Annotated in this window: 13 protein-coding genes; 2 read left to right on the top strand and 11 right to left on the bottom strand. The window is 68.5% G+C overall.

Annotated elements, in window-relative coordinates; translation table 11 throughout:
* Nucleotides 1–11: 11 nt before the first annotated feature.
* The 11 genes from AKG07_RS12205 to cycA form a co-directional block, all read right to left on the bottom strand.
* Nucleotides 12–677 carry a histidine phosphatase family protein gene (locus AKG07_RS12205; RefSeq protein ID WP_082298058.1) on the bottom strand — a complete coding sequence of 222 codons (666 nt, stop codon included), beginning with the start codon at nt 675–677 and terminating at the stop codon, nt 12–14.
* Between the two features lie 47 nt (nt 678–724).
* On the bottom strand, nt 725–2,764 hold the full coding sequence (locus tag AKG07_RS12200; protein WP_053098171.1) for a hypothetical protein: 2,040 nt from the start codon (nt 2,762–2,764) through the stop codon (nt 725–727).
* A 4-nt stretch (nt 2,765–2,768) separates the two neighbouring features.
* Nucleotides 2,769–3,752 carry a glycoside hydrolase family 130 protein gene (locus AKG07_RS12195; RefSeq protein ID WP_053098170.1) on the bottom strand — a complete coding sequence of 328 codons (984 nt, stop codon included), beginning with the start codon at nt 3,750–3,752 and terminating at the stop codon, nt 2,769–2,771.
* Nucleotides 3,753–3,767: 15 nt separating this feature from the next.
* Nucleotides 3,768–4,607, bottom strand: a complete 840-nt coding sequence (locus AKG07_RS12190; RefSeq protein ID WP_053098169.1) for a carbohydrate ABC transporter permease — start codon at nt 4,605–4,607, stop codon at nt 3,768–3,770.
* 2 nt (nt 4,608–4,609) lie between these two features.
* The gene (locus AKG07_RS12185; RefSeq protein WP_082297923.1) at nt 4,610–5,575 is read right to left on the bottom strand and encodes a carbohydrate ABC transporter permease; all 966 of its coding nucleotides are present in this window, start codon (nt 5,573–5,575) and stop codon (nt 4,610–4,612) included.
* A 10-nt stretch (nt 5,576–5,585) separates the two neighbouring features.
* On the bottom strand, nt 5,586–6,854 hold the full coding sequence (locus AKG07_RS12180; RefSeq protein ID WP_053098167.1) for an extracellular solute-binding protein: 1,269 nt from the start codon (nt 6,852–6,854) through the stop codon (nt 5,586–5,588).
* Between the two features lie 35 nt (nt 6,855–6,889).
* Complete coding sequence (locus AKG07_RS12175; protein WP_053098166.1) at nt 6,890–7,882, bottom strand: LacI family DNA-binding transcriptional regulator; 993 nt, start codon at nt 7,880–7,882, stop codon at nt 6,890–6,892.
* Between the two features lie 151 nt (nt 7,883–8,033).
* A complete protein-coding gene (locus tag AKG07_RS12170; RefSeq protein ID WP_053098165.1) occupies nt 8,034–8,963 on the bottom strand; it encodes a J domain-containing protein in 930 nt (309 codons plus the stop codon).
* 51 nt (nt 8,964–9,014) lie between these two features.
* On the bottom strand, nt 9,015–9,668 hold the full coding sequence (locus tag AKG07_RS12165) for an IMPACT family protein (protein WP_053098164.1): 654 nt from the start codon (nt 9,666–9,668) through the stop codon (nt 9,015–9,017).
* A gap of 31 nt (nt 9,669–9,699) precedes the next feature.
* Nucleotides 9,700–10,686: an aldo/keto reductase gene (locus tag AKG07_RS12160; RefSeq protein ID WP_053098163.1), complete on the bottom strand. Its 987-nt coding sequence runs from the start codon at nt 10,684–10,686 to the stop codon at nt 9,700–9,702.
* Between the two features lie 184 nt (nt 10,687–10,870).
* A complete protein-coding gene (gene cycA / locus AKG07_RS12155) occupies nt 10,871–12,331 on the bottom strand; it encodes a D-serine/D-alanine/glycine transporter (RefSeq protein WP_053098162.1) in 1,461 nt (486 codons plus the stop codon).
* A 146-nt stretch (nt 12,332–12,477) separates the two neighbouring features.
* Here cycA and AKG07_RS12150 point away from each other — a divergent pair, with 146 nt between their 5' ends.
* Both AKG07_RS12150 and AKG07_RS12145 read left to right on the top strand, forming a co-directional pair.
* Nucleotides 12,478–13,950, top strand: coding sequence for an MATE family efflux transporter (locus AKG07_RS12150; protein WP_053098161.1), 1,473 nt, complete (start codon nt 12,478–12,480; stop codon nt 13,948–13,950).
* A gap of 119 nt (nt 13,951–14,069) precedes the next feature.
* Nucleotides 14,070–14,462 (top strand): hypothetical protein, encoded by a 393-nt coding sequence (locus tag AKG07_RS12145; RefSeq protein ID WP_150115131.1) that lies wholly within the window; start codon nt 14,070–14,072, stop codon nt 14,460–14,462.
* The last annotated feature ends 4 nt before the right edge of the window (nt 14,463–14,466 follow it).

Below are 14,466 nucleotides of genomic sequence, written 5' to 3'. Positions count from 1 at the left end.
CGCTGCCGGGGTCAGGACTCCGACGGCGCGAGGGGCAGCTCGAGGCCGTAGTTCCACGTCAGGATCGCCGGCTGCTCGCGATAGAAGCTCAGCACCGACACCGATCCGGCATCCAGCGTGATCTGCGCGCCGAAGCGCGGAGCGAGGCGCAGGTAGACGGCGGTGAGGATGCGGAGGAAGTGGCCGTGCGCGACGAGTGCCACATCGCCCTCGGTCAGCGCCGGCAGCACCCGTGTGAGCACGCGGGACGCGCGGGCGGCGACCTCCTCCACGGTCTCGCCCGGCGTCGCGCCCCGGATCACACCGTGGGTGAAGGCGCTCCAGTCGTAGCCGAGCTCCTCGCGGATGTCCTTCGTCGTGCGACCCTCGTATCCGCCGTAGTCCCACTCGACGAGCAGCGGATCGACCTCGGCGTGAAGCCCCGCGAGCTCGGCCGTGCGCCGAGAGCGCTCGAGGGGTGACGACAGGACGAGCGAGAAGTCGTAGTCGGCGACCAGCCTCCCGGCAGCGCGAGCGAGGTCTTCACCCCGCGCCGTGAGCGGGATGTCGGTGAGGCCGGTGTGGCGGCCGGCCCTCGACCACTCAGTCTCGCCGTGGCGCAGGAGGACGAGCTTTCCCGAGGGATTGTCGGGGGCGGGGCGATCGGGCAGCGGGTCGTACTCGGGAAGCGCAGGCACACCGCAACCGTAGTCCGCACGCGTGCCGACGGCACAGCCCCGCACCCTCACCGCGTGATGGTGAAACCTCCGCCGCGCACGCGAACCCTGCCGCCCTGCACAGCCTGGCCACGCTGCGACCCGTCGGCCTCGTAGGCTCGGCCCGATCCCGCAGCGAGGGGCGAGACCCGCTGATCGCGCCGAGCGCCGTTCGCGTACAGCACCGCGGAACCGGATGCCATGGCATACACGGCCGTGGACACCGCCGGCTGGATGACGAGAGCGTCGAGCCGCAGATCGCCGGTGCTCGTGCACCGGGCGGTCACCGCATCGGCGGGAAGATCGCCACCGAGCAGCTGGGGAACGAGCATCCCGTCGGCCTCCGTGAGGCCGCGATCGCCCGTTCCTCCGGCAGGGGTTCGCGTGCTCCAGAGCCGCCTGCCACCGCGGAACACCTCCCACACCGCCTCTCCGGCATCCGCCTTCTGTCTCCAGACGAGACCGTGCAGGATGCCGCCGGCCTCCGTCACATCGAACTCGACCGACTCGCCCGCGGGAACCCGCACATACGCGGCTCCCGAGAGGTTGCCCTCGCCGATCCACGCGCCGCCCTCTGGCCGCACGACCTCGCAGCCCGCCGAGAGCCGAGCGCCCTCGGCATCGATCACCCGAAGTCCCGAGAACGAGGACAGGCCGGTGATCGATGTCGCGATGCGTGCGATGTCGCGGTTCGCGTCGAGCAGCAGCATCGTGAGCAGCCCGTGGATCGTGGACTCAGCCCCCGAGTTGCGATTCACGCGCCCGTCGGTCTCCACGCCGTCGAACGTCACGCCGGTGGCCGGGTCGTACACCGGGACGCCTGCGGTGTTCGCCGCGAAGAACCAGCTGGCAGTCAGCCCGGCGAGCACGCGCAGACCTTCTCCGCCGACGGACGCCGCCTGCACGGCGCCCGCGACGCGGCCGTGTGCGCCGTACGCGATCTGCGCCTCCGCGGGCAGTGGCGCCCAGGCGTTGTGCGGTCCGCCCGAGGCGAGCACCTGCGGGGTGAACGTCCCCGCGTCCGCCACAGCCGTGGCGGTCCACTCTCGGCGGCGCAGCAGCGCACCCGCGCGAGCCAGTGCCTCCGGTGCGGCAGCGCCCCAGGCATGCCAGAAACCGAGAGATCCGGTCCACGGCAGAACGGCGCCGAACGGCCATCCCTTCGCCGGGTCGGTGGCCATCGCGGCCACCCCTTCTCCGTAGGTCTGCAGAGCCTGACGGCTGCGCGCATCTCCGGCCTCGGTCGCCGCAGCGAGCCCGAGCATGGCCTCGGCCGTCGCATCCGCGCCGCCGGCGATCAGCCAGGCGGGCAGATCCCGTCCGTCGCTGCGCACCCAGTGACCGGCACGCGACAGAGACTCGCGACCGAGCGCGTCGAGAGCGAGATGCAGCCGTGCGAGCAGGAATGCCGCGAACTCGGAATCCTCCCGCCGGAACGCCGCATAGCCCTCGCCGAATGCCCAGACCGAACGAGCGAGCCAGTAGGACTCGGCGGAGTCCGACGGGTCGGGCAGTTCGACGGGGATCGCGCTGGGGTTCAGGGTGCCGTCCTCCTGCTGCCACAGCACCACCCGGCCGGCATTCGGCCCGCTCGTCGTCTGCAGGAACGCCAGCGACCTCAGCACATCGCGTGCCTCGTCGCGGGCCCGCGCGTCGCCGGTCGCCTTCCACGCGCGCAGGAACACGATCGCGGCTCGCGCGGTGTCATCCGCGTTGTAGGCGCCCTGCGTCCAGTACCCGGTCACGGCGTCGCGAGTGCCGCCACCCACCGGACGGAATCCGCCCGCACCGTCGGTGTCGGCATAGGTCCACGGTGCGAGGACGCGGGGTGAGGCGTCGATGCCGAACGTGGTGTGCGTGGTACTCGCCACCACGGGAACCTCGGCGAGCAGGAAGCGCAGGTGTGCGAGGTTCGTGAGCCGCGCGCCTCCACCCGCGCCGATCGGTCGAGATCCGAGCGGCGGTGCGGCGGGCGCCGAGGCGTGCGCTCCGGCAGGGTCGAGCGGAAGCAGCGCGAGTGCAGAGGTCGCGGCTGCGGCGGTCAGGAACGTGCGTCGGGAGATGGACATGCTCTCATTCCTCGTTCGTGTCTCTCAGTGCCCGGCCCCACGGCTGCGCGGGATCGTGGATGGCGACGGCCAGCGTCGTGTCGGACTGCCCGTAGTAGGCGAACCACTTGCCTCGGAACTTCACGAGTCCTTCGACGAACGTGACGTTCGACACCAGGCCGTTCATGTCCTCGAATGTCTGCGGCCTCAGCCATGGCTCCTGCAGGCGGGCGATCACCTTCGTCGGCTCGTCGGGGTCGATCGCGATCTGCCCGCACCGGTAGTCGACGTCGACCGATCCGTCGTCATGCACGACCCTCGTCGCGCCGTTCGTGAGGAACACCAGCAGTCCGTTGTCGGCGAGCACGGGCGAGGTGCCGATCTCGACGAGCGCTTCGTCCCAGGTGCCCGGGGTCGGCGAGTACATCGGATCGGTGTCGGCCGTGCCCGGCGTCCAGTGGATGAGGTCGTCGCTGGTCGCCCAGTAGATCGCCCCCTCGCCGAAGTACATCCACCATTTGCCGTGCATCTTCTGCGGCACGATCACGCCGGCCTTCGACCAGTTGAACCCACGCGGATCCATGGTCTTGAACGTGTCGAAGTCGTCGAACAGCGGGCCGTGCTTGGTCCAGGTGCGCAGGTCGGTCGAGGTGGCGAGGCAGAGCTGGGCGCTGCGTCGGTCCCATCCTGTGTAGGTCAGATAGTAGGTGCCGTCGATCAGCGCGATGCGCGGGTCCTCGCATCCGAAGCGCTCGTAGTCCTCTGAGGGGGAGAGGATCGGCGCGTCCTCGCGGGTGAAGTTCACGCCGTCGCTCGATCGCGCGATGCCGATGTGCGAGACGATGTCGTCGGCGTGCGCCCGATAGAGCAGCACGACCTCGTCGCCGTCGACGATCGCGGCCGGGTTGTAGAGATTGGCCGACTCCCAGCTGTCGCCTTTCGGTCGAAGGATGGGATTGGCCTCGTAGGGGACGAAGGGGCCCAGGGGGAAGGTTGCTCCGGTGAACATGGGGTGCCTTTCTGGCTAGCCTTTGACGGCGGCGCCGAGGTCGGTGGCTCGGAAGAACCGCTGGAAGACGATGAACAGGATGACGACGGGGAACGCCAGCGCCGTGGCGCCGGCGAGGATGGCCCCGTTGGGATTCGCCGTCGACTGCGCGACGTTGGAGATGTAGTTGGCGAGCGATACGGCGAGCGGCTGCAGCGACGCGTCCTTCGTGATGAGGAACGGCCAGAGGAACTCGTTCCAGGGGCCGATGAACGTGACGAGCACCACCGTGACGAGTACCGGCTTGATCAGCGGGATCGCGACGGACGTCAGCAGCCGGATCTCGCCGGCTCCGTCGATGCGCGCCGCCTCGAAGATCTCGACGGGCAGCGCCTTGAAGAACTGCACGAAGATGAACACCGCGGTCGTGTTGATGAGGAACGGCAGGATCATGCCCATGTATGAATCGCCGAGCCCGTAGTTGCGGGTGATCTGCACGTAGAGCGGGATCATCAGCAGCTGGAACGGCACCATCTGCACGAGCAGCATGAGCACCCAGATGACGCCACGGCCGCGGAAGTCGAGCCTCGCGATCGCATATCCGGCGAGCAGCCCGAACACCACGGTGCCCAGCAGCACACCCGCCGTGAAGATCAGCGAGTTGAGCAGGGAGCCCGCGAGATCGATGCGGGAGTCGATCGCGAGGAAGTTGTCGACCGTCCACCCGCTCGTCGGGAAGAGCTCGCTGGGCGAGTTCGTCGGATTCTCCTGGAAGGCCCCGACCAGCATGAAGTAGAACGGGAAGGCGAAGCCGATGGCCGCGACCGTGAGCAGGATGAGGCTCAGGATGCGGGGCAGTGAACGCGTGCGTCTCATGGTCATCGCTCCCTGGTCGCGCGGTTGGCGGCGAGTGACAGCATCCCGACCAGGATCACGAGGATCATGCCGATCGCTGCCGCGGTGTCGGGGTTCTGCTGCTGGATGCCCAGCTGGTAGATCAGCAGCACGGGGGTCGACGAGGCGCCGTCGGGGCCACCGCCGTTGGTCAACAGGTAGGGCTCGGTGAAGAGGTTGGCTCCGGTGATGATCGACAGGATCAGCACGAGCGTGGTGGCGCTACGGACGCCGGGAACCGTGACGTTCCAGAATCGGGAGAATGCTCCCGCGCCGTCGGTCTCGGCCGATTCGTAGAGCTCCTTCGGCACGTTCTGCAGCGCCGCGAGATACAGCAGGATGTAGAAGCCCAGCTGCTTCCACGTGACGTAGAGCGCGATCATCGGCATCGCCAGCCCGCTGTTCACGAGCCACGACGGATCGGGGGCGAGCGGGCCGAGGATCGTGTTGATCAGACCGTTTCCCGAGAAGAGCAGCATCCACACGCCGACGAGCGAGACACTGGCCGTCAGATACGGCACGTAGAACGCCACGCGGTAGGCGGCGACCCAGCGGATGCCGGTGTTCAGCGCCGCGGCCAGCACGAGCGAGAGCACGGCGGTGAGCGGCACGTTGATGACGAGGAAGATCAGGGTGTTGCGGAACGAACCGAGCACTCTCGGGTCGGTGAGCACTGTCACGAAGTTGTCGAAGCCCACGAACGGTCGCTCGACCTCAACGTTGGGGGCGGTGAAGAAGTAGTCGTGGAAGGCGATGTAGACCGCGAATCCCAGCGGGAACGCGAAGATCGCCAGCACGAAGACCAGATACGGCAGCGCGAACAGGCCGCCGATCGGCTGCGCACCCAGCAGTCGGGTGCGCAACCGTGCCCTCGGTGGCCGGCCCGCGGACGGGGCCGGGGCTGCAGTGCCCCCGGCCACGTCCGCGACGGCGTCGTCTCGGAGCGTCATCGCAGACTCATCACTCGGCGACGAGGTCGTCGATCTTCGTCGTGGCGTTCTTCAGGAAGTCGTCGATCGACTCCTTGCCGAAGATCACGGCGGCGGAGTACTCGTCGCGGAACGCCTGCCAGGCCTCCACGGAGTTCGGGATGCTGGGCACATCGGCCGTCGCCTCGGCCTGCTCGGCGAACGCGACGTAGTTCGGGTTCGCATCGAAGTAGTCGGCGTAGGTCTCCGTGAGTTCGGTGCGCATCGGCATCTGACCGGTGGCCTCGAGCAGCTGTCCGTCGCTGTCGACGCTCGTCGAGAACTTCAGGAACTCCCACGCGGTACCCTGGTTCTCGCACGCGGTGAACATGGAGACGCTCTTCGAGTCGGCGAAGGTCGTCGGGTTCTCGCGGCCGTCGCTGGTCGGGACCGGCATGAACCCGACGTCGACGGTCTCGGCGTACGAGGGGATCGCCCACGGACCGGCGAGCTGCATGGCGGTGGTGCCGGCGGACATCGCATCGTCGGTCGACGCCTCGTTCGGCGAGAGCTTCTCGTCATAGAACGTCTTCCAGAACTCGGCGACCTCGCGGCCGGCATCCGAGTCGACCGTCGCCTTGCCGTCTTCGACGAGCATGGTGCCGTCGGTCTCGGCGAGGTAGAGCGGGTAGAAGTCGAACCAGGGCTGGTAGAACTCGCTCGTCGGAGCCGGCCAGATGGCGCTCTGCACACCGGAGGCGACGATCGCCTTGGACCCCTCGAGGAACGCGTCGTACGTGTTCATCTGCGGGTCCTCGGGATCGATGCCCGCGGCCTGGAACAGCGCCTTGTTGTACATGACCATGACGGGGTTCGACTTCCAGGGCAGCTGGTAGAAGCTGCCGTCGGTCGAATACGAGTCGACCTCTCCTCCGCGCTCGGTGATGTAGTCGCTGCCGCCCTCCATGGTGCTGAGGTCGACGAGTCCGCCCTGCTTGACCCAGCCCGAGACGGCGGCCGGGGCCACGTTGTAGACGAGGCAGGGTGCGGTGCCGGCGGTGATCGCGGCGGTGATGGCCTCTTCCGACGACGAGCCCGCGGGGATCTCCTGGGCGTTGACCTTCTCGTCGGGGTGCTCGGCGTTCCAGGCGTCGACGACGGCGGTGCCCCAGGCGACCTCCTGCTCGTTGTTCGACAGCCAGATGTCGATGGAGCCGGTGCCGTCGGCCGAGGCGTCGCCGCCCCCGCCTCCTGACGAGCATCCGGTGGCGACCAGTGCGACGGCTCCCAAGAGCGCTGCTGCGCGGATCTTCTTCTTCATGTTGTCCTCCTTGACGCGATGGTTCGGGTGATCGTCTAGCGGGTGGTGCTCTCCCGGAAGTGCACGACGTTGCAGTCGACGACCTCGGTGCGCGGTTCGGCGCCGAGGATGTCGGCCTGCAGCAGGCGGGCTGCCGCGCGGCCACGTGCGGCAGGACCCGACGAGACGCTCGTGAGCGCAGGGGAGAGGTGGGCCGAGAGGTGGTCGTCATCGAAGCCGGCGATCGCGAGATCGCGGGGGATGCTGAGTCCGCTCGAGCGGGCGTACGACAACCCGGCGATCGCCATCGTGTCGTTGGAGTAGAGGATCGCGGTCGGTCGCTCGGGAAGCGCGAGCAGCTCGGTGGTGCGCTCACGACCGCTGGATGCCGTGAAGTCGCCCTCGCGCAGCAGTGCGTCTCCGCCCACGGCGTCGATGTAGGCATCCGCCCGCACCCGCGAGTGCACGTAGTCGAGAGGGCCGGCCACGTGCGCGATGCGCTCATGCCCCTCGGCGCGCAGGTGGGCGATGATCTCGCGCACCGGGGCATCGTCATCGGTGCGTACGCACGAGAAGCGGGTCGGCTGCTCGTAGGCGCCGACCAGCACGGCCGGCAGGCCGAGTTCTTCGAGCAGCGGCACGCGCCAGTCGTCGTTCCTAAGATCGAGGAGCAGGGCGCCGTCGGCCCGCCCGTGGCTGAGCGAGCGATAGGCGCGTTCCTCTGCCGCCCGATCGGGAACCACCTGCAGGATCAGGGCGGTCTCGGTCTCGGCCAGCACGGACTCGACGCCGGCGATGAACGCGGGGAAGAACGAGTCGTTCGCGATGACCTCGGGGTCGCGGGCCAGCACGACGGCGAGGGCGTTGGCCTTCTGGGTGGCCAGCGCGCGGGCGCTCTGGCTCGGCACCCAGTTCAGCTTCTCCGCGGCGGCGAGCACTTTCGCCCTGGTGTCGTCGGAGATGGGGCGCTTGCCGCTCATCGCGTGAGAGACGGTGGCCTTGGTGACTCCCGCCTCGCGGGCGACGTCGGCGATCGTCGTGCGGCTCATGCCACCTCCTCGTGGAACATCGGGCTGATCGTCCGCATCTTCGCCAGGCGTCGGTTTAACCGGTTTGACAGGTGCGGGTGCAGCGAGTGTAAACCGGTTTGACGACGCCCGTCAAGAGGGCCGGACGGATGCCGACAGGGCGCGACCAGGGTCAGACGAAGGTGACGGTCTGCTGCAGTCGGGTGCGGACGTCAAACAGCTCGTTGCCGCCGATCGCTCGTGCGCCGGGCACTCCCTGGCGCAGCACCATCGCCAGGGCGCTGCGCCGCACGACCACGACGGGCACCCCGCGACTGCTGCCCAGAGGCGTGACGGCCTGTGCCAGGTCGTCGTCGGGGAGCACCATGATCAGACCGCCGAACTTCACCTTGGCGGCCTTCGCGACGGTGCGCATGCGGCCGAGCGCCGCGGTGACGGGCGCGCGTGTGCCGAGGCTCGGGCCGGTGATCTCGCCGCGGCGGAATCCGACGACGCCGCCGAAGTCCTCCGACATCACGCCGTAGAGACCCGACGGACTGAGCACGACGTGGTCGAGCTTGTCGTCGGGGTCGGCGCCGGTCGCGACGTCGTGCCAGACCGTGAATCCCATTCCGAGGGCGCTCACCGTGCGGGCGGTCGCCTCTTCTGCCAGCGCATCGGCGAGCAGCCGTCGCAGGTCTCGCGGCGCTGATCGCACGAGCGCCGGGTCATAGGGATCGGGAACCTCGACGCCACGGCCGGCCCACTCGCGGATGAGTGAGAGGTAGCGCTCTCGACGCCATCCGCCGGGGTGGCCGTACGACCGCGCCCGGGGACGCGTGTCGGTGCGGGTCGCCGACTGCGGCCGCCAGCCGTTCCACTCCGGTTCGGCGGGGATGCCGGGGTGGGCGCCGGAGCGACGGTCATAGGCGGCGCGGCCCTCGGGCGTGCCGACGAGTTCCCACGCGCGCTGCACCTGGATGAACACGGCCGCGTCCCCTCCGGTGTCGGGGTGGGTCTGGCGCAGTCGCAGACGATAGGCGCGCCGCAGCTCGCCGTCGTCGACGGTGGGGTCCACCCCGAGGATCTCGTAGGCGGAAGCCGAGAGCGGGCTGTCGAACATCGCTCTCCTTCCGAGATCGCGTCATCCAGAATATCCGGGCGCTGTTGTGGATCAGCCGGGGACGTCGACGATGCGCTCCACGCCGGTCACCGGCACGACGGAACCGGCGGACGCCGCCGCGATGTCCTCGACGAGACGGTCGACCTCGTCCGCTGGCGCCCACACCTCGAACGTCGCCAGCGCTGCATAGCGGGCGTCGCCGAGCGTCGCTCCGTGGTGCAGCACCCAGTCGCGCAGGAGGTTGTCGTAGCGCCCGGCATCCGCGTGCGAGACGTCGAACATCACCTGCGTGAGCGACTGCCGGTGCACCGGCGACGCGAGGTCGAGGGCCTCCGAGACCGCTGAGGAGTATGCCCGCACGAGGCCGCCGGCGCCGAGCTTGACCCCGCCGAAGTACCGCGTCACCACGGCCACCACGTCGGTCAGCTCTCGCCTGCGCAGCACCTCGAGCATCGGCACTCCCGCGGTGCCCGACGGCTCGCCGTCGTCCGACGAACGTGCCTGGTCTCCGAGGAGTCCGGTGACCATCGCGCTGCAGTTGTGCCGGGCATCCCACCACCGCTTCCGCAGCCGTGCGATCACGGCATCCGCCTCGTCGACTGAGGTGACCGGCTCGACGGTCGCGATGAATCGCGACTTCTTGATGACGAGCTCATGCTCCACAGGCGCGGCGATCGTCGCCGGGTAGCTGCGGGGCGGAGTCATCCGCCTCAGACTACCCAGCGCCGGCGCCGGCTCAACGGTCGACGAACGACATCTGCTGCGGGTTGTACCGATCTCCCTGCACCCCGACCCGCTCGGCGAGCTGGTCGAGATCGGCGACTTCGTCGGCCGAGAGCGCCACGGCCGACGCTCCCGCGTTCTCGGCGATCCGCGACGTGCGCCGTGTGCCGGGGATGGGGACGATGAACGGCTCGCGGGCGAGCAGCCAGGCCAGCGCGATCTGGCCGGACGATGCGTCCTTCGCCTCGGCGAGTGCCGTGACGTGACTCACGAGGGCCTGGTTCGCCGCCCGGTTCTCCTCGCTGAAGCGGGGGATCGTGCCGCGGATGTCTCCGTCTGCGAATGAGGTGGTCTGGTCGACGGTGCCGGTGAGGAACCCCTTGCCCAGAGGGCTGAAGGGCACGAAGCCGATGCCGAGCTCACCGAGGGTCGGCAGAACCTCACGCTCGGGATCGCGCGTCCACAGCGAGTACTCGCTCTGCAGCGCGGTGACCGGCTGCACGGCATGCGCGCGTCGGATGGTGGATGCCGAGGCCTCGGAGAGCCCGAAATGGCGCACCTTGCCTTCGGCGATCAGCTCCGACACCGTGCCCGCGACGTCTTCGATCGGCACGTCCGGGTCGACGCGGTGCTGGTAGAAGAGGTCGATCACGTCGGTGCGCAGGCGCCGCAGCGATGCCTCCGCGACGCGGCGGATCTGCTCGGGGCGGCTGTCGAGCCCGACGCTCTTGCCGTCTTCGATGCGCCACCCGAACTTCGTCGCGATCACGACCTGGTCGCGGATCGACTCGAGCGCCTCGCCGACGAGCTCTTCGTTGACATAGGGCCCGTACACCTCCGCGGTGTCGAAGAACGTGACGCCGAGGTCGAGAGCCGACCGCAGCACGCCGATCATCTCGTCGCGGCTGCCGGGGTTGGGTCCGTAGCTCTGCGACATACCCATGCAGCCGAGTCCGACTGCCGAGACCTCGAGGCCCTGTCCGAGTGTGCGAGTGTGCATGCCGTGTCCTTTCGTCAGGCCCGACGCTACGCGCACGCTCGCTGCTGAGGGAGGGCCTGTCGGAACCTCCCACAGGCAGCCGCCGTTCATGATTCAGCACGAACAGTTACGGACACCGCAGAACCGGCCGTTTCGTCAGGAATCGGCCGGCTCATGCTGAATTGTGAACGCCGAGCCGTCGCGACTACTCCGCCGAGTCGTCACGCAGGTAGGCGATGTGCGCGGCGTGCCGGGTCAGGTGGTTCTGCGACTTCCGCACGAACAGCCACGCGACGAGCAGCAGCACGAACCAGATCGGAGTCACGAGCAGCGCGGTCAGCGTGTCGGGCTGTGTCGTCAACGCCCACAGGATGAACACGAAGAACGCGAGCACGACGTAGACCATGAAGATGCCGCCCGGCATCCGGAACCTCGATGCGGCGACCTTCTCGGGCCGCCGGCGCCGGTAGACGAGGTAGCTGCACAGGAAGATCGTCCAGACGAACATGAAGCACACCGCCGAGACCGTGGTGACCATGTCGAACGCGGTGCCGATGTCCTTGCCGGCGTAGAGCAGCACGACACCCGACAGCAGCAGGATGCACGACAGGAACAGCGCGTTCTGCGGCACGCGGCGCTTCGACAGGCGCCCGAACAGCCGGGGCGCATCGCCGTCCTGTGCGAGCCCGAACACCATGCGCGAGGTCGAGTAGATGCCCGAGTTGGCGCTCGACATGGCCGAGGTCAGCACGACGAGGTTCACGACGGTCGCGGCGATGCCGAGGCCCGCGAGAGCGAACATCGCGATGAAGGGGCTCTCGCCCGCGACGTACTCGGTCCAGGGCGTGACGGCCATCAGGATGACGAGGGCGCCGACGTAGAAGAGCAGGATGCGGATCGGGATCGCGTTGATCGCCTTCGGCAGATTCTTCTCGGGGTCCTTCGTCTCGGCCGCGGCGGTGCCGACGAGCTCGACGCCGACGAACGCGAAGACAGCGATCTGGAACCCGGCGACGAAGCCCATGAACCCGTGCGGGAACATGCCGCCGTGATCCCACAGATTCGCGAAGCTCGCCGTGCCCGCATCGTGCTGGAAGCCGGTGAAGATCATCACGAGACCCGTGATGATGAGCGCCACGATCGCCACGATCTTGATGAGAGCGAACCAGAACTCCATCTCGCCGAAGGCGGCGACGGTGGGCAGGTTCAGCGCGAGCAGGATGACGATCACCAGCACGCCGGGGATCCACAACGGGATGCCGGGGAACAGCGCATCCGTGTAGCCGGCGATCGCGATCACGTCGGCGACTCCGGTGACGACCCAGCAGAACCAGTACGTCCATCCGGTGAAGAACCCCGCCCACGGGCCGAGCAGGTCGCTGGCGAAGTCGCTGAACGACTTGTACTTGAGGTTCGAGAGCAGCAGCTCGCCCATCGCCCGCATGACGAAGAACAGCATGAAGCCGATGATCATGTAGACGAAGATGACCGAGGGGCCCGCGACCGAGATGGTCTTGCCGCTGCCCATGAACAGGCCGGTGCCGATCGCGCCGCCGATCGCGAGCAGCTGGATGTGCCGGTTGCTCAGTGCCCGCTTCAGGTGCTGCTCGTCGCCGTCGGCCGATCCGTCCACCCCGACGGATCCGCCTGTCTTCTCTGTCGTCATCGCTCGAACCTCCGGTGTTCCGTGCCGCGTCCCGCTGCGGCATCCTTCCGACCGTACTTGGCGATCGGGGATGGCATCCAACCGAATCGATTCGATATCCTGGTACGACCCCCGATCATCCCCCAGTTCTGCGAGCCTCTTCTCTCATGGCCACCTCTCTGACCACGGGCCGTCCGTGGCGTGTCATCCTGTCGTTCTCCATTCCCCTGCTGCTCGGAAACGTCGTGCAGCAGATGTACCAGTTCGCCGACGCCGTCGTCGTCGGCCGGCACCTCGGCGTCGAATCCCTCGCCGCCGTCGGTGCCACCGGCAGCCTGCTGTTCCTGCTCATCGGCTTCGCCTGGGGTCTGACGAGCGGTTTCGCGATCCCCATCGCGCAGGCGTTCGGAGCGGGTGACGGCGCCGCCGTGCGCCGCTCGGTCGCGACCGGCGTGATCCTGACCGGAATCACGAGCGTGGTGCTCACGATCGTCGCGCCCCTGATCGCCCGACCCGTGCTCGAGCTGCTGCAGACGCCGGCCGAGCTCATGCCCGAGGCGACGGTCTTCACCCAGATCAGCTTCATCGGCGCGAGCGCGACGATGTTCTTCAACTACCTCTCGGCGATCATCCGGGCGATCGGCGACTCGCGCACGCCGCTCATCTTCCTGACCGTCTCGTGCGCGCTCAACGTCGGCCTCGTAATCCTGATGGTCGGTCCGCTCGAGTGGGGAGTCGGCGGCGCAGCCCTCGCGACCGTCGTGGCCCAGGCCGTCTCCGTCGCACTGTGCCTCGAGTTCGTGCGCCGTCGCCTGCCGATGCTGCACCTGCGTCGCGCCGACTGGCGAGTCACCCGCGACGACTTCAGGGAGCACCTGCGCCTCGGTCTGCCGATGGGATTCCAGGCATCGATCATCGCGATCGGCACGCTCACCGTGCAGGTGGCGCTCAACACGCTCGGCTCGGATGCCGTCGCGGCCTACACGACGGCATCCCGCGTCGACGGCCTCGCGGTCGCCTTCCTCTCGTCGCTGGGCCTCGCGTCGTCGATGTACACGGCGCAGAACCTGGGCGGGCGCCGCCCCGACCGCATCCGTCGAGGGGTCGTCGAGGGCACCTGGATGGCGATCGCCGCCGGCATCGCACTCGGCGTCATCATCATCGCGTTCGGCACGCCGATGGTGCGCCTGTTCGTCGGTGAGGGGTCCGACGAGGTCGTGCGACTCGCGCACCTCATGCTGATCATCAACGGATGCGGGTACTGGGCCCTCGGTGTGCTGTTCGTGCTCCGCGGGGCGCTGCAGGGCCTCGGCCACACCCTCATCCCCACCGTCACGGGCGTGATCGAGCTGGTGATGCGCGTGGGAGCGGCCGTCGTGCTCGGCGCGCTCATCGGATTCGAGGGCGTCGCGCTCAGCAACCCTCTCGCCTGGCTCGGCGCGATCGTGCTGCTGGTGCCCGCGTACGTGCGCGCTCACCGGTCGCTCGCCCGCATGCCGGTCGACCCGATCGAGTCCACCGAGACGTCGGCGATGGCGATCATCGGCCCGACCGACGGCTCGATGGTCGTCGACGCGGTCGTCACCCAGCCGGTGCGAGTGGTCAAGAGGACACGGTTCGCACGGTTGAAGCGCCGCTGAACAACGCGTCACGGTTGAGGAACATCATCCTTCAGATGGATGCCCAGAATGCCGACACTTCGTAATGTTGGTGATGCGGAGGTTCCGCGGACCGGGGGGTCGTGATGACATCGTCAAGGGTGGCAAGCGAACTGGCATCGATACTGGTGCCGATCGGAGTGGTGGGGGCCGTGCTCGCGGCGCTGTGCGCGATCGTGGCGGGAGTCGCGATCATGCGCGGAGCGGCGGGTCTCGCCGGCGGAGCGGTAGGACTGTGGATCCCGAGCGCGATGCTCAGCACCACGGCATCGTTCGCGAATCAGTGGACGCCGCTGCTCGTGTCCGGCATCGTGCTCGTCGCGATGCTGGTGATCGGAGCCGTCGCACGCGGGATCGTCAACGCGGGCGAGCCTGCCCGTGAGGTCGCCCGCGCCGCGCGGATCCAGGCTGTCGTCGACGCGCCCGAGCCGACGGTCCCGGCGCGCTCCACGAAAGCGCCGAGCACCGGCAGTCAGCCTGCGCTCGCAGGCTGAGCCG

Origin of the sequence: Microbacterium sp. CGR1 (assembly GCF_001266755.1) — a bacterium.
Lineage (GTDB): Bacteria > Actinomycetota > Actinomycetes > Actinomycetales > Microbacteriaceae > Microbacterium.
The sequence above is the reverse complement of the archived record's forward strand: the minus strand, read 5'-3'. Positions and strand labels throughout refer to the sequence as shown.